Source organism: Klebsiella sp. JN_Kp122 (genome assembly GCF_040062085.1).
Lineage (GTDB): Bacteria > Pseudomonadota > Gammaproteobacteria > Enterobacterales > Enterobacteriaceae > Klebsiella > Klebsiella aerogenes.
Map to the genome: position 1 here is coordinate 1 of NZ_JBEAHW010000032.1, position 20134 is coordinate 20134.

Annotated in this window: 21 protein-coding genes and 1 riboswitch; of the genes, 13 read left to right on the forward strand and 8 right to left on the reverse strand. The window is 57.4% G+C overall.

Going from position 1 to position 20134, the window contains the following annotated elements; translation table 11 throughout:
• Positions 1-380 precede the first annotated feature (380 nt).
• The gene (purH, locus tag ABLU78_RS13530; protein ID WP_047039963.1) at positions 381-1970 is read left to right on the forward strand and encodes a bifunctional phosphoribosylaminoimidazolecarboxamide formyltransferase/IMP cyclohydrolase; all 1590 of its coding nucleotides are present in this window, start codon (positions 381-383) and stop codon (positions 1968-1970) included.
• A 15-nt stretch (positions 1971-1985) separates the two neighbouring features.
• On the forward strand, positions 1986-3281 hold the full coding sequence (gene purD, locus ABLU78_RS13535) for a phosphoribosylamine--glycine ligase (RefSeq protein WP_048230173.1): 1296 nt from the start codon (positions 1986-1988) through the stop codon (positions 3279-3281).
• On the opposite strand, the gene zraR is transcribed toward purD, so the two are convergent.
• Both zraR and zraS read right to left on the reverse strand, forming a co-directional pair.
• On the reverse strand, positions 3271-4602 hold the full coding sequence (gene zraR / locus ABLU78_RS13540) for a sigma-54-dependent response regulator transcription factor ZraR (RefSeq protein WP_032715419.1): 1332 nt from the start codon (positions 4600-4602) through the stop codon (positions 3271-3273). The two genes, purD and zraR, sit on opposite strands and share 11 nt — an antisense overlap.
• The gene (gene zraS, locus ABLU78_RS13545; RefSeq protein WP_032715418.1) at positions 4589-5974 is read right to left on the reverse strand and encodes a two-component system sensor histidine kinase ZraS; all 1386 of its coding nucleotides are present in this window, start codon (positions 5972-5974) and stop codon (positions 4589-4591) included. Before zraS ends, zraR begins: the two co-directional genes overlap by 14 nt.
• Before the next feature lie 260 nt (positions 5975-6234).
• On the opposite strand from zraS, the gene zraP reads away from it, so the two are divergent.
• A complete protein-coding gene (gene zraP / locus ABLU78_RS13550) occupies positions 6235-6672 on the forward strand; it encodes a zinc resistance sensor/chaperone ZraP (RefSeq protein ID WP_032715417.1) in 438 nt (145 codons plus the stop codon).
• A 3-nt stretch (positions 6673-6675) separates the two neighbouring features.
• Here the strand turns inward: zraP and ABLU78_RS13555 are convergent, their stop codons facing one another.
• The 6 genes from ABLU78_RS13555 to nudC all read right to left on the reverse strand — a co-directional run bounded on the left by ABLU78_RS13555 (position 6676) and on the right by nudC (position 11035).
• Entirely contained in the window at positions 6676-7368 is a 693-nt protein-coding gene (locus ABLU78_RS13555) for a DUF1481 domain-containing protein (protein WP_032715619.1), read from the reverse strand.
• A gap of 12 nt (positions 7369-7380) precedes the next feature.
• A complete protein-coding gene (gene hupA, locus ABLU78_RS13560; protein WP_002884342.1) occupies positions 7381-7653 on the reverse strand; it encodes a nucleoid-associated protein HU-alpha in 273 nt (90 codons plus the stop codon).
• Positions 7654-7839: 186 nt separating this feature from the next.
• Positions 7840-8430 (reverse strand): YjaG family protein, encoded by a 591-nt coding sequence (locus ABLU78_RS13565; RefSeq protein WP_015368810.1) that lies wholly within the window; start codon positions 8428-8430, stop codon positions 7840-7842.
• A gap of 42 nt (positions 8431-8472) precedes the next feature.
• Positions 8473-9144 (reverse strand): deoxyribonuclease V, encoded by a 672-nt coding sequence (nfi, locus tag ABLU78_RS13570; protein ID WP_015704015.1) that lies wholly within the window; start codon positions 9142-9144, stop codon positions 8473-8475.
• A 12-nt stretch (positions 9145-9156) separates the two neighbouring features.
• Entirely contained in the window at positions 9157-10221 is a 1065-nt protein-coding gene (gene hemE, locus ABLU78_RS13575) for a uroporphyrinogen decarboxylase (protein WP_015704014.1), read from the reverse strand.
• Positions 10222-10261: 40 nt separating this feature from the next.
• Positions 10262-11035, reverse strand: a complete 774-nt coding sequence (gene nudC / locus ABLU78_RS13580) for an NAD(+) diphosphatase (protein WP_020079899.1) — start codon at positions 11033-11035, stop codon at positions 10262-10264.
• Positions 11036-11125: 90 nt separating this feature from the next.
• Between nudC and ABLU78_RS13585 the strand changes: the two genes are divergently transcribed.
• From ABLU78_RS13585 to ABLU78_RS13630, 10 genes are all read left to right on the forward strand, one after another.
• A complete protein-coding gene (locus ABLU78_RS13585) occupies positions 11126-11623 on the forward strand; it encodes an Rsd/AlgQ family anti-sigma factor (protein ID WP_015368814.1) in 498 nt (165 codons plus the stop codon).
• A gap of 52 nt (positions 11624-11675) precedes the next feature.
• Positions 11676-11800: riboswitch (TPP riboswitch) on the forward strand.
• Positions 11801-11889: 89 nt separating this feature from the next.
• Positions 11890-13785, forward strand: coding sequence for a phosphomethylpyrimidine synthase ThiC (gene thiC / locus ABLU78_RS13590; protein ID WP_045413583.1), 1896 nt, complete (start codon positions 11890-11892; stop codon positions 13783-13785).
• Entirely contained in the window at positions 13785-14420 is a 636-nt protein-coding gene (thiE, locus tag ABLU78_RS13595; RefSeq protein WP_048230174.1) for a thiamine phosphate synthase, read from the forward strand. The genes thiC and thiE overlap by 1 nt, the downstream gene beginning before the upstream one ends.
• The gene (locus ABLU78_RS13600; RefSeq protein WP_045380671.1) at positions 14413-15168 is read left to right on the forward strand and encodes a HesA/MoeB/ThiF family protein; all 756 of its coding nucleotides are present in this window, start codon (positions 14413-14415) and stop codon (positions 15166-15168) included. Before thiE ends, ABLU78_RS13600 begins: the two co-directional genes overlap by 8 nt.
• Complete coding sequence (gene thiS, locus ABLU78_RS13605; protein WP_015704010.1) at positions 15152-15352, forward strand: sulfur carrier protein ThiS; 201 nt, start codon at positions 15152-15154, stop codon at positions 15350-15352. Before ABLU78_RS13600 ends, thiS begins: the two co-directional genes overlap by 17 nt.
• A 1-nt stretch (position 15353) precedes the next feature.
• Positions 15354-16124: a thiazole synthase gene (gene thiG, locus ABLU78_RS13610; RefSeq protein ID WP_045380674.1), complete on the forward strand. Its 771-nt coding sequence runs from the start codon at positions 15354-15356 to the stop codon at positions 16122-16124.
• On the forward strand, positions 16121-17254 hold the full coding sequence (thiH, locus tag ABLU78_RS13615) for a 2-iminoacetate synthase ThiH (protein WP_032709581.1): 1134 nt from the start codon (positions 16121-16123) through the stop codon (positions 17252-17254). The genes thiG and thiH overlap by 4 nt, the downstream gene beginning before the upstream one ends.
• Before the next feature lie 506 nt (positions 17255-17760).
• Entirely contained in the window at positions 17761-19293 is a 1533-nt protein-coding gene (locus ABLU78_RS13620; protein WP_020079905.1) for a sensor domain-containing diguanylate cyclase, read from the forward strand.
• 175 nt (positions 19294-19468) lie between these two features.
• Positions 19469-19774 carry a PTS sugar transporter subunit IIB gene (locus tag ABLU78_RS13625; protein ID WP_015704006.1) on the forward strand — a complete coding sequence of 102 codons (306 nt, stop codon included), beginning with the start codon at positions 19469-19471 and terminating at the stop codon, positions 19772-19774.
• 3 nt (positions 19775-19777) lie between these two features.
• On the forward strand, positions 19778-20095 hold the full coding sequence (locus ABLU78_RS13630; protein WP_015704005.1) for a PTS lactose/cellobiose transporter subunit IIA: 318 nt from the start codon (positions 19778-19780) through the stop codon (positions 20093-20095).
• Positions 20096-20134: the final 39 nt, after the last annotated feature.

A 20134-nucleotide genomic window follows, 5' to 3' on the forward strand; every position in this document is an offset into this window, starting at 1 on the left:
TGTTTGTGTGAAGTGATTCACATCTGCCGTGTCGATGGAGGCGCATTATAGGGAGTTCTCGAACGCCTGCAATAGAAAAATTGCAGAAAAATGACTGACTGCTGCATTCCCCAGCAAAACCCCGCTTTATACCCTTTTACACACAGAATTATCCACAGGAGCATGGCAAAAGAGGGCTCAAACCCCGCTACATCCACTGCCATATAAGGAGAGAATCATCGGCTGAAAGAGAAAGATAAAAATTCGCGAGCGTTGCGCAAACGTTTTCGTTACAATGCCGCGCTATGACACGGATGCCCGGTTGGGTGCGTTAGGTGAGTTTTTAGGCAAAAACTCACCTAACGCTCTCTGTAATGTTCAAATCCTGGGGATTTAATACCATGCAACAACGTCGTCCAGTCCGCCGCGCTCTGCTCAGTGTTTCTGACAAGGCCGGTATCGTCGAATTCGCGCAGGCGCTTTCCGCTCGTGGTGTCGAGCTGCTGTCCACCGGCGGCACCGCTCGCCTGCTGGCAGATAAAGGCCTGCCGGTTACCGAAGTCTCTGACTACACCGGTTTCCCGGAAATGATGGATGGACGCGTGAAGACCCTGCATCCGAAAGTACACGGCGGCATCCTCGGTCGTCGCGGTCAGGATGACGGTATCATGCAGCAACACGGTATCGCGCCTATCGATATGGTTGTCGTTAACCTTTATCCGTTTGCCCAGACCGTCGCTCGTGAAGGGTGTTCGCTGGAAGACGCGGTGGAAAACATCGATATCGGCGGCCCGACCATGGTGCGCTCTGCGGCGAAGAACCATAAAGATGTCGCCATCGTGGTTAAGAGCAGCGACTACGACGCCATCATTAATGAGATGGACGCCAACGAAGGTTCCCTCACGCTGGACACCCGCTTCGACCTCGCCATTAAAGCCTTCGAACACACCGCCGCTTACGACAGCATGATCGCTAACTACTTCGGCAGCATGGTTCCGGCCTATCACGGTGAAAGCAAAGAAGCCGCTGGCCGCTTCCCGCGTACCCTGAATCTGAACTTCATTAAGAAGCAGGATATGCGCTACGGCGAAAACAGCCACCAGCAGGCGGCCTTCTATATAGAAGAGAATGTAAAAGAAGCCTCAGTGGCTACCGCCACCCAGCTGCAGGGCAAAGCGCTCTCCTATAACAACATTGCCGATACCGACGCGGCGCTGGAGTGCGTGAAAGAGTTTAACGAACCGGCCTGTGTTATCGTCAAGCATGCCAACCCATGCGGCGTTGCCGTTAGCGACTCGATCCTCGACGCCTACGATCGCGCATACAAAACCGACCCAACCTCCGCGTTCGGCGGCATCATCGCCTTTAACCGCGAGCTGGATGCTGAAACCGCGCAGGCGATCATCTCTCGCCAGTTCGTCGAAGTGATCATCGCGCCATCCGCTAGCGAAGAAGCGCTGAAAATCACCGCCGCTAAGCAGAACGTCCGCGTACTGGTCTGCGGCCAGTGGGATGCTCGCGTCGCGGGTCTCGATTTCAAACGTGTCAATGGCGGCTTGCTGGTTCAGGACCGCGATCTCGGTATGGTCACCGCGGGCGAACTGCGCGTGGTTAGCAAACGTCAGCCGAGCGAGCAAGAGCTGCGCGATGCGCTGTTCTGCTGGAAAGTAGCGAAATTCGTCAAATCCAACGCCATCGTTTATGCCAAAGATAATATGACCATCGGTATAGGCGCCGGTCAGATGAGCCGCGTCTACTCAGCGAAAATTGCCGGGATTAAAGCCGGTGACGAAGGTCTGGAAGTGAAAGGTTCCGCCATGGCCTCTGACGCTTTCTTCCCGTTCCGCGATGGTATTGATGCCGCAGCCGCAGTAGGCATCACCTGCGTTATCCAACCGGGCGGCTCTATCCGCGACGAAGAAGTGATTGCCGCCGCGGACGAACATGGTATCGCCATGATCTTCACCGACATGCGCCACTTCCGCCATTAATTCACGGAGCAGCAGATGAAAGTATTAGTAATCGGCAACGGCGGGCGCGAACACGCGCTGGCCTGGAAAGCGGCCCAGTCGCCGCTGGTTGATACCGTCTATGTCGCGCCGGGCAATGCGGGTACCGCGCTGGAGCCGGCGCTGCAAAACGTCGCCATCGGCGTCACCGATATTCCGGCCCTGCTACGCTTCGCGCAGGATGAGAAAATCGATCTGACGATCGTGGGTCCGGAAGCGCCACTGGTCATTGGCGTAGTAGACGCATTCCGTGCCGCAGGGCTCGCCATCTTCGGGCCAACCGAAGGCGCCGCGCAGTTGGAAGGTTCAAAAGCCTTCACCAAAGATTTCCTCGCTCGTCATCATATCCCGACGGCGGAATACCAGAACTTCACCGAAGTTGAGCCTGCGCTGGCTTATCTGCGGGAGAAAGGCGCGCCGATCGTCATCAAAGCCGACGGTCTGGCGGCAGGTAAAGGCGTTATCGTGGCGATGACCCTTGAGGAAGCCGAAGCGGCGGTCAAAGATATGCTGGCCGGTAACGCCTTTGGCGATGCAGGCCACCGCATCGTGATTGAAGAGTTCCTCGATGGCGAAGAAGCCAGCTTTATTGTCATGGTCGACGGCGAGCACGTCCTGCCGATGGCCACCAGCCAGGATCACAAGCGCGTCGGCAACGGCGATACCGGCCCGAACACCGGTGGTATGGGCGCTTACTCCCCGGCGCCGGTGGTTACTGATGAAGTCCATCAGCGCACCATGGAGCGGATTATCTGGCCAACCGTTAAAGGTATGGCCGCTGAAGGTAACACCTATACCGGTTTCCTGTATGCCGGTCTGATGATCGACAAGCAGGGCAATCCGAAGGTTATTGAGTTCAACTGTCGCTTTGGCGATCCGGAAACCCAGCCGATCATGCTGCGCATGAAATCCGATCTGGTAGAGCTGTGCCTCGCCGCCTGCGCGGGCAAGCTGGACGAGAAAACTTCCGAGTGGGATAACCGCGCTTCGCTGGGCGTCGTGGTTGCCGCCGGTGGCTATCCGGGCAGCTACAACACGGGCGATGAGATCCACGGCCTGCCGCAGCAGGAAGCCGCAGACGGTAAAGTCTTCCATGCCGGCACCAAACTGGCAGACGACCAGCGCGTGGTCACCAACGGCGGGCGCGTGCTGTGCGTGACCGCGCTGGGTGACACCGTGGCTCAGGCGCAGCAGCGCGCCTATGAACTGCTGACCGATATTCACTGGAACGGCAGCTTCAGCCGTAACGATATCGGCTGGCGCGCCATCGCGCGTGAGAAAACTAACGGCTGAGTTTTGCCAGCAGCGTTTTACGCGTAATGCCTAACTGACGGGCGGCTTCAGTTTTGTTGCCGCCCGTTTTTTCCAGCGCCGAGAGAATGACTTCTTTTTCAACTTCCACTAATGGCTGAATCAGCGCCTCATCGTTGCCAGTGACCGGCAGCGGCGCGCCCGCTATCGCCAACGGCAGTTCACGCTCGGAAATGTAGTCTCCGGTCAGCAGCACCACCGCCCGCTCCACCGCATTTTCCAGTTCGCGGATATTCCCCGGCCAGTCGTAGTGAATCAACAGATCCATCGCCTGCGGCGTAAATCCCTGCACCGTTTTGCGATTGCGTTCGGCGTAACGCTTAAGAAAGTGCTGCGCCAGTTGCGGAATATCTTCACGCCGCTGACGCAGCGGCGGCATATCAATAGTTACGACATTCAGGCGGTAATAGAGATCCTGGCGAAAACGCCCGGCGCTCACCTCCTCCGCCAGATTACGATGGGTGGCGGCGATTAGCCGCACATCGACAGAAAGCGTCTGATTACTGCCCACGCGCTGCACTTCGCGTTCCTGAATCGCCCGCAGCAGACGCACCTGCATCAACGGCGAGATATCGCCAATTTCATCAAGGAACAGCGTGCCGCCATCCGCCTCGACAAAACGCCCTTCCCGCCGCCTTTCCGCGCCGGTAAAAGCCCCTTTCTCATGGCCGAACAGCTCGGATTCCAGCAGCGACTCATTGAGCGCTGCGCAGTTTAGCGTCACCAGCGGCTTGTCGCGGCGCTCGCTGCAGGCGTGAATGGCGCGCGCCACCAGTTCTTTACCGGTCCCCGATTCGCCGCAGATCAGCACCGTCGCGTCCGAGGGCGCCACCAGCGTAATATTGTTGATAAGCGCCTGCATTGCCGGGCTTTCGCCAATCATGCCCCATCGTAAATCTGACGAGGCGCTGAGATCGCTCTCGCTCTGCCGGGTGTGCGCCAGCGCCTGAACCAGCGTCTGCTGTAGGGTGTCAAAATCCAGTGGCTTGATCAGATAATCCAGCGCGCCGGACTTAATAGCCTCAACCGCCGTGCCTACGCTGGAGAATGCCGTCATGATTAATACCGGAATCGCCGGGTTATAGGCTTTGATCTCTTTTAATGTCGCGATACCGTCCATCTCCGCCATGCGGATATCGCATAGCACCAGGTCGAAGACCTGCTGATGGATCTGCTCCAGCGCCTGCAGGCCGTTGTGGGCTAACGCCACTTGATAGCCCCAGCCACGCAGCAGCGCCTGCAGAATCGTGCAGTGGCTGATGTCATCATCGACAACCAGAATCTGTACTTTATCGCTGCTCATCTTCCCTCCGTTGAGCATCCACCGGCAGCCAAAGCGTAAATATCGCTCCGGCCCCCGGCTGGCTTTCGGCGCGGATCGTCCCGCCATGTTGTTCGATAATATTCTGTACCACCGCCAGCCCCAGCCCTGTGCCGTCCGCCTTGGTGGTGAAATAAGGAGTGAAGATGGCCTGCAGCTCTTCATCGCTCATCCCCTTACCGCTATCCTTGACGACAATTTTCACACGTTGCCGATCGGCTTCGCATGCCGATACGTGAATGACGCCATCGCGGCCAATAGCCTGCATCGCATTCAGATACAGATTCAACAGCACCTGGTTCAGACGGTCGGGGTCGGCTTTAATCGAGGTTAATTCAGGGCGCGGAGTAAATTGCAGTTCGATCCCGCGACTCTGCGCATCCTGGCTTACCAGCTGCAATGAGTGATGGATAAGCGCGTTAATATCGACCGGCTGGTAGTTTAAATGGGCGGGGCGAACCAGCTCCAGCAGTTCGCTGACGACCCGGTTCAGGCGGTCGGCCTCTTTGGCCATCACCAGCGCTAACTCCTGCGCCTCGCCGCCCGGCGGCGTACGCTCGGCAAAATACTTTGCCAGTCCTTTAATCGAAGAGAGCGGGTTGCGGATCTCATGCGCGACGCCAGCCGCCAGATGCCCAAGGGCCATCAGTTTTTCTTTGCGGGCCATCGCCTCCTGTAGCTGCTGACGTGAACGACGGTAGCGGCGGAACCAGAACTGAGCGAGGATCGTCGCGACGATGACCAGCGCCGCGGCCACCAGCATGATCATCATGTTACGCAAGCCGCGAGCCTGCGCCGCATCCAGCTCGCGGCTATCAAAGGCGATAAAAATCACCTGTGGAACATTGGGCTGAGCCAGCGCGCTGTTGCAGCGCTTCATCATCCCCATATGGTGACCACGAGCAGGGTTAAGCGGGCGAAACTGGCGATAAATCTCCAGCGCCGGTTGCGGCTCGGCAAGCCGGCGCCAGCGCTCCTGCTCGCCAACCTTGAGTTCACGCATTTGCGCAGGACTGTACAGCGCGGTATCCACCTGTTGCGGGTCGCTGTGGGCGATAATCTTACCGTTTTCATCGGTCACCGCGAACCACAACACTCCGGGCTGCCATGCCATCTCCTCCAGCAACGCCTGCAGCTGCGCGTGATGCATTCGCATCCCCATGCCGACACGCGTGCCGGACTCCAGGGCGCGGATCAGCACACTCCCCTTTTCTTCGATGTTTTGCCGGGCGGCGGCGGTCTCCCGACCATAATCGCGGACGATCATCGCGGAAAACAGAAGAACTAACAGGACGACCGTGCCGGTCAGTAACCAGCTCAGGGCGTCCCGGGAAAATGAGATAATGCGCGGCATGGGCGGGTCCTTATCGTGTCCTTATTCGCTATCTCCAGGATCCATCAGCAGGAATCATGCCATTTTTCCACACCGTGAAACCTGTCCTCAGACATATCGCCGGTGATTTAGCGAGTAAAAATGACTCGCAGGCCCCAGCCAGAACGGGTCATTTTTACTCGCCAGGATAATGTTCGCCGCGGGCAGGCCTATATTCACGCGCTTTTTCAGGCTGGCATGGAAGATGCAATACCGAGGGAAACCACACAGGAGATCACGCTATGAAACGGAAACCCACTTTATCCCTCGTCCTCGTGGCGCTTGCCGCTCTGACCTTTGGCAGTCACGCGGCCTGGGCCGGACATCACTGGGGCTACAATAACGGGATGGGCGCGCAGGGTTACAGCCAGCTCACCCAGGAACAGCAAGCGACCGTGCAGAAGCTACATGACAATTACTATGCGCAAACCAGCGCCCTGCGCCAGCAGTTACAGTCCAAACGCTACGAGTACAATGCGCTGCTCACCGCGCCAAAACCAGAAAGCGGAAAAATTGAGGCCGTGGCGAAGGAAATGGAAACATTAAGCCAGCAGCTGGATCAGCAGCGGGTAAAATTTGATATCGCCCTTGCGGAAGCAGGCGTTCCTCGCGGCGCGGGTATGGGTTACGGCGGCTGCCGCGGTAATGGCGGTGGTCATATGGGCATGAACCACTGGTAAAACTCAGAACGATTTTTCGTTCGGCTGCCAGGTACAGAAGTTTTCGTTCGCCACCAGCAGCAGTTGCGAGCCTTCCGGTGCTTCCAGCCACGCCACGCTCACTTCTACGGAGGAGTGATTCTGGCGGCGTTCAATATGCGCTAATGCCCGCTCATCAAGGTCAGGCTTCACGGTCTGGCCTTCACAGGTAGTCACGGTACGATCGGCATGCCAGCGCCCCTGGCGTAAAACTACCCGTCCCTGACGCAATGCATCGCTGGTTTCACGGATTTGCTGTGCGCGGTAGCGGTACAGCGCAACCTGGTCGCTGGAAAGCTGCTGCTTCTGCCCGTCGACTTCCCGCTGCATAAAGCTCAGCTCGCCCTGGGCGTCAAAGCGGGCGCGAATATGTTCCGGCGGTTTACCGTATACGTTGAGCTCAATAAGCGTTAGTTGGCCATCCTGCCAGCGGTACTCGCTGGTTGAGGTGTCGCCGCGGTGCCATGGACTAAAAGCGGCAAGCAGGTGAACTTCATCGCCGGCATCTTTGCGCCAGATGCGCATGGCGCCCTGGTTATCGGCGTAGCCGCTGGCGGTGAAAGGAGGAAGTGAGGAATCGTGGCTGCAGGCAGTGAGCAATAGCGCCCCTGCCAGCGTCAGCGTGCGACGCCAGTTAGACAAAAGGGGCTTAAAAGCCCCTTCGTTAAAACTGGACACTGCCACGCGGTCTTACTTGACTGCGTCTTTCAGCGCTTTGCCAGAAACAAATGCTGGCACGTTAGCTGCAGCGATTTTGATTTCTTTACCGGTCTGCGGGTTGCGGCCAGTACGCTCAGCACGGTGGTTCACTTTGAAGGTACCGAAACCAACCAGTTGAACAGCATCACCTTCTTTCAGAGACTCGGTAATTGCAGCCAGGGTGGATTCCAGGGCAGCTTTTGCCTGTGCTTTAGACAGGTCAGCTTTGTCCGCAATTACATCAATCAGTTGAGTCTTGTTCATAAGTTATCCTTACAATGTGTTTATCGCTTGCTAAGCATCGAGTGCGACGGAAATGCCAGAAAAGCACTCTCCTGCATACACGCACCGATAGCCACTTTTTTTCGCCCCCCAAATGTAGACCAGACAGGGGGCGGAATGGAAGTCTTCAGACGCTACAATTCAGGCGGTAAATCACGTTTTGTGGTCTCATTGCTGAAAATTTATACCAATATTGCTCTCGCCGGCCTCTCGCAGGTCTGCACGCAGCCCTTTAATCAGTTCAATATCGCGTTCTTCGCAGTCGGCCAACAGGCGGAAAATCTCCCACTGAATGTCCCATTCTTGTTCAACCGCCGGGTTGGCTCTGAGCTCTTCATCGGTCATTTCGCGACCTTCCTGAGTCATTTCCAGCATCGCGACGGTAGTAATGGAAGTCTTACTGACCTCGATAGCATGTTCCAGCGTTTCACCGCTCAGGCGTGAGTGGATTAATTCGCTCAGCGCGACGCAGGCATCGATAGCTGGATAGACGCCGTACATGTCGTAGTCATCCGCGGACGGAATCGCCTCTTCCAGCTTTTCCAGCTGACTGTCGAAATTCACCTTCGCATCTTTTACCGTCAGCGTTTCCCAGATCAGGTCGAGGATACGACGATATAACTGGCCGTCGCCAAACTCGGTTTGCTTGCAGAACATGGCGTAGTTAGGGTACATACGCTCGCACAGGCAGGCCATAAAGGTGACGTGCTGCCAGCTCTCCAGTTTCTCCAGGCGCAGGTGAATCGGGTTTTGTAACATGATGAATTCTCGAAGTCAGAAATTAGGCGCAGTGTACCTGAATCAGCCGTGATTTGCTTGCCAACGCACAAAGGAAGGCCGACGGGATGCCACGGCATCGGCCCAGCGCGTCGGCTCGGGTAGACGATAGCCCTGCATACAACGTTCCACCCACATTAACGCGCTATCGATACCCACGCGGTGGCCGGTACTGATAAACAGCGGGTTGCAGCGTGCTTTGCTGCGCCAGACCCAGGCCAGCTGATCGCCTTTGTCGATTAATGGCGCCAGCGCGCCGGGCTCGGCGCCAAGCGGTTCAAACTTGCCGCATAAACGTTTTTTCGCTACGCCAATCGTTGGCACATCAACCATCAGGCCAAAATGGCTGGCGACGCCAAGCCGCCGGGGATGTGAAATACCGTGCCCGTCGACGAACAACAGATCGGGCTTTTGCGATAGCTGTTGCCACGCCGCCAGCAGCGCGGGGGTCTCGCGAAAGGAGAGGAAGCCGGGGATGTACGGCATCGTGGTGGCGACGCGCGCCACCTGATATTCCACCAGCTCAAGCCCCGGATAAGTTAGCAGCACCATAGCAGCTCGGGTAATTTCCCCCTCCTGCTCAAACCCCACATCGGCGCCGCCGATCAGCACCGGCGGGTCGCGATCCAATCGGTCCGCACGTTCTACCGACGCGGCTAAAGATTGCTGTTGGGTCCGTAGCGCAGCTAAATCCATCATGCTTATCTCCTATTGGTGATATTGCGCGGAGAGACGATGCACCGCCTCAACAAAGACTCCTGCATGCTGTGGGTCGACGTCCTGATGGATGCCGTGGCCAAGGTTAAAGACATGGCCTTCGCCCTGGCCGAAGCCGGCGAGAATGTTCGCCACTTCGTCTTCAATGCGGGCGGCAGGGGCATAAAGCATCGACGGGTCCATATTGCCCTGCAGCGCCACTTTGTGGCCTACGCGACGGCGAGCATCGGCAATATCGGTGGTCCAGTCGAGACCCAGCGCATCGCAGCCGGTCTCCGCCATCGCTTCCAGCCATTGTCCGCCGCCTTTGGTGAACAGCGTTACCGGTACGCGACGGCCTTCGTTTTCCCGCAGCAGGCCATCGACGATTTTATGCATGTAGTAGAGCGAGAACTGCTGATAGTCGCGGCCGGTCAACACGCCGCCCCAGGTGTCGAAAATCATCACCGACTGCGCGCCCGCTTTGATCTGCGCGTTCAGATACAGGGTGACGCTTTTCGCCAGCTTATCCAGCAGCGCGTGCAGCGCCTGCGGTTCGGCGTACATCATCTTTTTGATGACGGTAAAGGCTTTGCTGCTGCCGCCTTCGACCATATAGGTCGCCAGCGTCCACGGGCTGCCGGAAAAACCAATCAGCGGTACTTCGCCTTTCAGTTCACGGCGAATGGTGCGCACGGCGTTCATCACGTAGCCTAATTCTTGTTCCGGGTCCGGCACCGGCAGTTTGTCGACGTCGGCTTTGCATTTCACCGGCGAGGTGAAGCGCGGGCCTTCGCCAGCTTCAAAGTACAGCCCCAGCCCCATCGCATCCGGAATCGTCAGGATGTCCGAAAAGAGGATCGCCGCATCCAGCGGGTAACGGCGCAGCGGCTGTAGCGTTACTTCGCAGGCCAGCTCGGCATTTTTACACAGCGACATGAAATCGCCCGCTTGCGCGCGGGTGGCTTTGTATTCCGGGAGATAGCGGCCTGCCTGGCGCATCATCCACACCGGGGTGACATCAACCGGCTGGCGCAGCAGCGCGCGCAGGTAACGATCGTTTTTCAGTTCGGTCATTTTTACATTCCTTTAGCGTTGATGCGCCCAGTGTAACATGTCACTCGTACTCTGCCCGACACATCGCCACCGTATCTTCGATCAGGCGTCGCGCCACCGTGCCCGGCGGCGGCAGTAGCGGCAAATCGTCATAGCGATACCACTCTGCGCTCAGCAGCTCTTTCTTATCCACGACAATATCGCCGCTATCGTATTCAGCCATAAAGGCGGTCATCAATGATTGCGGGAAGGGCCACGGTTGGGAGGTCACATAGCGCAGGTTTTTCACCTTAATGCCGCTCTCTTCCATCACTTCGCGGGCGACCGCCTGCTCAAGGGTTTCACCCACTTCGACAAACCCGGCCAACACCGTATGGACACCATTACGATGGCGGGTATGCTGCGCCAGCAGAATTGAATCGTCGCGACGAATGGCGACGATAATGCAGGGGGCAATTTGCGGATAATAGCGCTCGCGGCAGTGGCCGCACAGCATCGCCCACTCGGTTTTACTGACATGCATCGGGTGGCCGCAGTAGCCGCAGAATTTATGCGATCGATAAAACTCGGCCAACTGGATCCCGCGCCCTGCTAACTGGAAAAGCCCAGGATCCTGATCCAATACCTGGCGCAGCGATCCCATATCACGGCGACGATCCTGACGCACCAGCCACACCGCTTCGCCTTGCCACTCGCCGAGATGTAGCGCGCGTTCACCGACAAGATCAAAATTTACCGCTTCGCCATGTGGTAATTCCCCTGCGGGAAGCCATAATTTTTGTTCGTGACTGACGATCCACCAGCCGCGATCTAATTTTTCAATAATACGATCCATATCTATTGCGCTACCTTCGTTTTACTGGCACTTTTAACATTATATTTACATTTGCTGAGCAACGTTATTTTTAATCTTGCGGAGTCAATCATGTTAAACCAGCTGGAAAACCTGACGGAACGTGTTGGAGGCAATAACAAACTGGTCGATCGCTGGCTGCTTGTGCGTAAGCATTTGCTCGTGGCTTACTACAACCTGGTTGGCCTGAAACCCGGCAAAGAGTCCTTTATGCGGCTTAATGAAAAGGCGCTGGATGACTTTTGCCAAAGCCTGGTGGATTACCTCTCATCCGGTCATTTTAATATTTATGAACGTATTATCGGAGAAATGGAAGGGAGTACCCCTCTTTTAGCCGCCACCAAAATCTACCCGCAGCTGGAAGCCAATACCCAGCAGATGATGGACTACTACGATACCTGCCTCGAAAACGCCATCGATCATGATAACTATCTCGAATTTCAGCAGGCGCTGTCAGATATCGGCGAATCGTTGGAGGCGCGCTTCGCGCTTGAGGACAAGCTGCTGGCGCTGGTCGTCGCTCACGATCAGAAAGACAACGTTGGCGACAATATCGCGCCGACCGCTTGAGTTGTGAACCGTTAACGAGTAATTTACATACATTATCCCTCTGCGGAGGGATTTCATCTTGTCGGAGTGCCTATTTTCCACGCGAACGCTGAAGTGGAAAAGGCTGAGACCGTTTATTCGGGATCCGCGGAACCTGATCAGGCTAATACCTGCGAAGGGAACAAGAGTAAACTGCTGGTCGCACCTGCCCGTTACGGGCTGGTCGCATCTGTTACTCCATCCGTCGTCTGACAAGCCATCTCCTTTTTTTGTAACTGGAATGCGCTATGTCTACTACCAAACTGACCCGCCGGGAACAACGCGAACACGCGCAGCGATTCATTGATACGCTGGAAGGTACCGCTTTTCCCAATTCGCGCCGCATTTACATTCAAGGCTCACAGGCTGATATCCGCGTCCCGATGCGTGAAATCCAGCTCAGCCCGACGCTCATCGGCGGTGATAAAGATAACCCCCAATACGAAGCCAACGAACCGATATCGGTGTACGACACCTCCGGGCCATACGGCGACCCGGAGATCAACATCGATGTCCGCCAGGGGCTGGCAAAACTACGCCAACCGTGGATCGACGCGCGTAACGACTGCGCACCGCTCAACGAACGCAGCTCGGCTTACACTAAAGCGCGGCTGGCCGACGATGGCCTTGATGAACTGCGCTTCGGCGGCCTGCTGACGCCTAAACGCGCCGTCGCTGGCAAATGCGTGACGCAACTACACTATGCCCGCCAGGGGATCGTCACCCCGGAGATGGAATTCATCGCCATTCGCGAAAACATGGGCCGCGAGCGTATCCGCAGCGAGGTGCTGCGCCAGCAGCATGCCGGAGAAAGCTTTGGCGCACGCCTGCCGGACAACATTACCGCCGAATTCGTCCGCGATGAAGTCGCTGCCGGGCGAGCCATCATCCCGGCCAATATCAATCACCCGGAATCCGAGCCGATGATTATCGGCCGCAACTTCCTGGTGAAAGTGAATGCCAATATCGGCAACTCGGCGGTGACCTCTTCCATCGAAGAAGAAGTCGAGAAGCTGGTCTGGTCAACCCGCTGGGGCGCCGACACGGTAATGGACCTCTCTACCGGCCGCTATATCCACGAGACCCGCGAATGGATCCTGCGCAACAGCCCGGTGCCGATTGGTACCGTCCCGATTTACCAGGCGCTGGAGAAGGTCAACGGCATTGCTGAGAACCTGACCTGGGAAGCCTTCCGCGATACCCTGCTGGAACAGGCCGAACAGGGCGTCGACTACTTCACGATTCATGCCGGGGTGCTGCTGCGCTACGTGCCGATGACCGCGAAGCGGCTGACCGGGATCGTCTCGCGCGGCGGTTCGATCATGGCCAAGTGGTGCCTGTCGCATCATCAGGAAAACTTCCTCTACCAGCACTTCCGCGAAATCTGTGAAATCTGCGCCGCCTATGACGTGTCGCTGTCCCTCGGCGATGGTCTGCGCCCCGGCTCGATTCAGGATGCCAACGACGAGGCTCAGTTCGCCGAGCTGCATACGCTGGGCGAGCTGACTAAAATCGCCTGGGAGTATGACGTTCAGGTGATGATTGAAGGCCCCGGCCACGTGCCGATGCAGATGATTCGCCGCAATATGACCGAAGAGCTGGAGCACTGCCACGAAGCGCCGTTCTACACGCTGGGGCCGCTCACCACCGACATCGCGCCGGGCTATGATCATTTCACTTCCGGTATCGGCGCGGCAATGATTGGCTGGTTTGGCTGCGCCATGCTGTGCTACGTCACGCCAAAAGAACATCTCGGCTTGCCCAACAAAGAGGATGTAAAACAGGGGCTGATTACCTACAAAATCGCCGCCCACGCCGCCGACCTCGCTAAAGGCCACCCCGGGGCGCAGATCCGCGACAACGCGATGTCAAAAGCACGTTTCGAATTCCGCTGGGAAGACCAGTTCAACCTCGCCCTCGATCCCTTTACCGCGCGGGCCTATCACGATGAAACCTTACCGCAGGAATCCGGCAAGGTCGCCCACTTCTGCTCCATGTGCGGGCCGAAATTCTGTTCGATGAAGATCACGCAGGAAGTCCGCGACTACGCCGCGAAGCAAAATATCGAAGCCGGCATGGCCGATATGTCGAATAACTTCCGCGCCCGCGGCGGTGAAATCTACCTGAAAAAGGAAAATGCCTGATGTACCAGCCTGACTTTCCGCCCGTACCGTTTCGTCTCGGGCTTTATCCGGTTGTCGATAGCGTGGCGTGGATTGAGCGCCTGCTGGAAGCCGGCGTACGCACTATTCAATTGCGGATCAAGGACCAGCGCGACAGCGACGTAGAGGATGATGTTATCGCCGCCATCGCGCTTGGCCGCCGCTATCACGCGCGTCTGTTTATCAATGATTACTGGCAACTGGCGATTAAGCACCAGGCGTATGGCGTACATCTGGGTCAAGAGGACCTGGAAACCACCGACCTGAGCGCCATCCGTAAAGCCGGACTGCGCCTTGGCGTCTCCACTCACGACGACATGGAAATTGACGTCGCGCTGGCGGCGCGCCCTTCCTATATCGCACTGGGACACGTCTTCCCGACACAAACCAAACAGATGCCTTCGGCGCCGCAGGGCCTTGAACAGCTTGCCGGGCATATTCAGCGGCTGGCCGATTATCCGACGGTAGCGATAGGCGGCATCAGTCTGGATAAAGCGCCGGGCGTACTGGCCACCGGCGTTGGCAGCATCGCGGTCGTCAGCGCCATTACCCAGGCAGCAGACTGGCGGGCTGCCACTGCACAACTGTTAGCGCTGGCGGGAGCAGGCGATGAATGATCACGATTTCATGCGCTATAGCCGCCAGTTGCTGCTGGAAGATATCGCCATTGAGGGGCAGCAGAAACTGTTAGCCAGCCGGGCGCTGATTATTGGCCTGGGCGGCTTAGGTTCGCCGGCGGCGCTATATCTGGCGGGGGCCGGCGTCGGGACGCTGACGCTGGCCGATGACGACGCGGTGCATCTCAGCAACCTGCAGCGGCAAATTCTGTTCACCAGTGACGATATCGACCAGCCGAAAGCCGCGGCGGCAAAGACGCGTCTCAACCAACTCAATCCGCAAATTCGCCTCGTCGCGCTACAGCAGCGTTTAAGCGGCGAGGCGCTGCGCGCTGAAGTGGCGAAAGCCGACGTGGTGCTGGACTGTACCGATAACATGATCGCCCGCCAGGCGATTAACGCGGCCTGCGTAGCCCTTGAGACGCCGCTGGTGACCGCCAGCGCCGTCGGCTTCGGCGGCCAGTTGATGGTGCTGACGCCGCCCTGGGCGCAGGGCTGCTATCGCTGCCTGTGGCCGGACACCGCCGAACCGCAACGTAACTGCCGCACCGCGGGGATCGTCGGTCCGGTCGTCGGCATGATGGGGACGCTGCAGGCGCTGGAGGCCATAAAGCTCCTTAGCGGCATGGCGACGCCGCGCAACACGCTACGGCTGTTTGACGCCCGCACCAGCAACTGGCGCAACCTTACGTTGCAAAAGGCCCAGGGCTGCCCGGTATGCGGAGGCCATGATGCAAGTCTGGTTTAACGACGAACCGCTGGAGTGCGCGGACAACCTCAGCGTAAGCGCCCTGCTTAGCCAGCTGGAGCAGCTCCAGCCGGGCGTTGCGCTGGCGCTCAATCAACACATCCTGCCACGCGAACGGTGGGAAGATCATCTCTTGCAGGAAGGCGATCGGGTCCTGCTTTTTCAGGTTATCGCCGGAGGCTGACATGTTACGTATTGCTGATAAGACATTTGAATCCCACCTTTTTACCGGAACCGGCAAATTCGCCGCGCCGGAGGTGATGGTTGAGGCGATTCGCGCCTCGGGAAGCCAGCTGGTGACGCTGGCGATGAAGCGCGTCGATTTACGCCAGCATAATGACGCGATTCTCGCGCCGCTGCTGGCGGCGGGCGTTAACCTGCTGCCGAATACCTCAGGCGCCAAGACGGCGGAAGAAGCGGTATTTGCCGCCCGCCTGGCGCGGGAAGCCTTAGGCACCCACTGGTTGAAACTGGAGATCCACCCGGACGCCCGCTGGCTGCTGCCTGACCCCATTGAAACCCTGAAGGCGGCGGAACTGCTGGTGCGCGAAGGATTTGTCGTCCTGCCCTATTGCGGCGCCGACCCGGTCCTGTGCAAACGGCTGGAAGAGGCTGGCTGCGCGGCGGTGATGCCGTTGGGCGCGCCGATAGGCTCCAACCAGGGGTTGGAAACCAGGGCTATGCTGGAGATTATTATCGAACAGGCGACGGTACCGGTGGTCGTCGATGCCGGGATCGGCGTGCCGAGCCACGCGGCGCAGGCGCTGGAGATGGGCGCTGATGCGGTGCTGGTCAATACCGCCATTGCCGTCGCCGACGATCCTGTCGCCATGGCCCGCGCCTTCCGCATGGCGGTCGATGCCGGATTACTGGCGCGTCAGGCTGGGCCGGGGGCGCGCAGTTCCCAGGCGCAGGCCACCAGCCCGCTGACCGGTTTTCTGGAGGCGCTGGCATGAAAACTTTTAGCGATCGCTGGCGGCAGCTGGAGTGGGATGACATCCGCCTGCGCATCAACAGCAAAACCGCCGCCGACGTCGAACGAGCGCTGGCGGCAAAGCAGCTCACCCGCGATGACATGATGGCTCTGCTCTCTCCTGCCGCGGCCGATTACCTTGAACCGCTGGCCCAGCGCGCTCAGCGCCTCACCCGGCAGCGCTTCGGCAACACCGTCAGCTTTTACGTACCGTTGTATTTGTCCAACCTGTGCGCCAACGACTGTACCTACTGCGGCTTCTCAATGAGTAATCGCATTAAGCGCAAGACGCTGGATGAAGCAGAGATTGCCCGCGAATGCGCCGCAATCCGCAATTTAGGCTTTGAGCATTTGTTACTGGTCACCGGCGAACATCAGAGTAAGGTCGGAATGGATTATTTCCGCCAGCATCTGCCATCCATCCGCCGCCAGTTTGCCTCGCTGCATATGGAAGTGCAGCCGCTGGCGACCGAAGAGTATGCCGAACTAAAAACGCTGGGGCTTGATGGGGTGATGGTCTACCAGGAGACCTACCATGAAGGCATGTATGCCCAGCACCACTTGAAAGGTAAAAAGCAGGATTTCTTCTGGCGCCTTGATACGCCGGATCGCCTGGGCGAAGCGGGGATCGACAAGATCGGCCTCGGCGCGCTCATTGGTCTTTCCGACAGCTGGCGGGTGGACTGCTTTATGGTCGCCGAACATCTGCTGTGGCTACAGCAGCACTACTGGCGCAGCCGTTACTCTATCTCCTTCCCGCGTTTACGCCCTTGTGCCGGAGGGATTGCGCCAGCCTCGCTGATGGACGAACGTCAGCTGGTGCAGACCATTTGCGCCTTCCGCCTGCTGGCGCCGGAGGTTGAGCTGTCGCTCTCGACCCGTGAATCACCGTGGTTCCGCGACCGGGTGATCCCGCTGGCGATTAACAACGTCAGCGCGTTCTCCAAAACCCAGCCCGGCGGCTACGCCGACGATCATCCGGAACTTGAGCAATTTGCGCCACACGACGATCGCCGCCCTGAAGAGGTCGCCAGCGCGCTGGCCGCCCGTGGCCTGCAGCCGGTATGGAAAGACTGGGATAGCTGGCTGGGACGCGCCTCGCAATCATCATGAAGCATGCTGCAAGCAGCTGATTATTTTGCGTGCCTGCACGAGAGATGAAAAACGGAGGCTCGCCGAACTGCCGCCGTTTTTCTATTCTGCCCTGGTCAGCAGCGGACGCTGACCAGGGCGAGCTTTTCTTTCCTCTCTTCGCCCTGCCTCTACCGTCCGCACTACCGCAAACATATTGCTATCAAATATTAATCACGATGATGAGCGCACTCAGCGTTATAATTTAGCGATAGTTACCTGATTCGCTAAGCAGGCATGCTGGCTTAACCTGCGTCTAAACCCACGGTTTATACCCTAAATAATTCGAGTTGCAGGACAAAACGGCTAGCCGTTTTGAACAGCGCTTGCGCTGGCCCCGTAGGGGCTAGGCTGAAGGCCGAGTCACGCGGCGACGCAGCGAATCCCCAGAAGCTTACTTCAGTAAGTGACTGGGGTGAGCGAGGAAAGCCAACGCACATGCAACTTGAAGTATGACGGGTATATTGATTCTGGACGATTAACAACTCATGGCACGCCACAACAGAAAGCTCTCTTTTACTACGCCGATCGTAGTGGGGTTTGCGGGGATTTTGCTCAGTTTTTTACTGATCGCAATCTTTGTTACCGCGACGCAGAAGAAAAACTTTCTTGAAGATTATCACCATATTAACCGCAACTTTACCCATAACCTTGCGGTGAACTACACCGAATCGCTGCTGCGCGAAAATGACTACATTCTGGCGCGCGCGACGAAATACTTTGCCCGCGACGATGCGCTCAATAGCGCCGTAAATCTCAATCCGCAAAAGGGTCTGGACGATTTGATGCGTCTGCAGGAGCTGATGCCGACGGTCTCCTCCATTTCGCTTGCCGATACTCTTGGTCATTATCTGCGCGCCCCCGAAGTGATGGAAGGCGATGAGAGCCGCACGTTTGATCCAAAAACGCGCCCCTGGTTTATTCGCCAGGCGGAAGCCAGTACCTTCAGCCTCTATACCACTCCTTACCTTGACTACTTCACCCACCACCCTACCGTTACCGTCTACCGGCCTGTCATTTCACCGCAGGGAAGGCTCAAAGGTAGTCTGGCATTTCATATGGATCTGACCTCAATGGGCTACGCGTTACGGCAGATTGTCTCGCCGGTACAGGGCGAGTTTTTTGTCGTGCAACGCGACGGCAAAGTGGTTATCCATCCCGATACCGGCGCGCTATTTAAAACCTACGTTAGCGCGGAACTGATGGACAAAATGACCAGCGCGGAAGGCCAACTTTATGATGAGGAACATAAGGCCTGGTACTACTACTATTCCTTTACCAACCCTGACTGGTTCGTTATTTTCCGCGTCACCGATGCCACCCTTGATGACCTGACGCGCTATGAAACCGATATTGTCGCCTGGGGGTTCGCCCTCGCCGCCATTGTCATCGTCCTGTTCGGGCTGTATCTGCGCCACGCTTCGCGTACCGTACTGATGAACATCATTAACGCCATTAAGACCGGCGACGTCAAACGCGCGCCGCGGCTGGAAGCCATGCTCAGCAAAGCGATCGAGAGCAATAAACAGCGTGAGCTCACCTATGTCCGCCAGGCCACCATCGATGCGCTAACCGGCTGCAAAAATCGCCGCGCCTTCGACAGCGATATCGCCGCCCTGATGAACGATCACCAGCCTTTCGCCCTCGCGTTGGTCGATATCGACAACTTTAAATCAATTAATGATACCTGGGGCCACCTCAATGGCGACATCGTGCTGCGCAACGTCGCGCGTGAAGGGATACAGATCCTGCAGCCGCAGGAGATCTCGCTTTACCGCTACGGCGGCGAAGAGTTTGCCGTTATCTTCCCTGCCGAACATATCGACAACGCGCTCACCATTCTGGAGAGCTGGCGCCTTAACGTTGCCAGCCGAACCTGGCGCGAAGAAGGATTAACCGTCACCTTTAGCGCCGGCCTCGGGGAATGGAATATGGAGCCGCTGGAAAAACTGGTCGTTAGCGTGGATGAAGCGTTGTATAAGGCCAAACAGCAGGGCAAGAATCGAATCGTTCGCGCCTGAGCACAACTCCCTGATAGCCCGCTTTTGCGGGCTTTTTTATCTCGGCCGCTGCAAAATTGAAACCGGTTTCATTTTTTGTGATGTTTTACACACAATCATGGTGAAGCGGTTGTGCCGCGCCGCCGCCCGCGATAAAGATGATGCATCAAGGAACATACATAAGGGCGATGAAACTATGAAGAATATCGTTTTATGCTGTGCCGCAGGAATGTCCACCAGCATGCTGGTGCAACGCATGAAAGAGGCCGCGCAAAAGAAAGGCATCGAAGTCTCGATCAAAGCTGTGCCGGTAGCGGAGTTCAAGGATAACCTGGCCGCGGCGGATATTATCCTGCTCGGCCCACAGGTGAAGTACGAGCAGGCGAAACTACAGGCGCTAGCCGACCCGGTCGGTAAAAAGGTCGCCGTTATTGACATGATGGATTACGGCATGATGAAAGGCGATGCCGTTCTGGATAAAGCCCTGAAGCTGATGGAGTAAGGCATGGAAGATTTAGAGACGATTATCATGGAGCTGCTGGTCAACGCCGGCTCCGCACGCAGTTCTGCCCTCACCGCCCTGCAGCAGGCGCGTAAAGGCGATTTTGCCGCCGCCGAACAGGCTATGGCCGACTCCCACGAATTCGTGAAGCATGCGCATAAAATCCAGACCCAGCTTATTGGCCTGGACGAAGGCAGCGGCAAGCTGCCGGTGAACCTGATTACCGTGCATTCCCAGGATCATCTAATGAACGCGATGGTGATTCAGGATTTAGCAACCGATATGATCGAACTGTATCGCCGCCTGCCGCCCGCACAATAATCCCGCTGATTTATCAGGCGCCGCCAGCGGCGCCTGTCT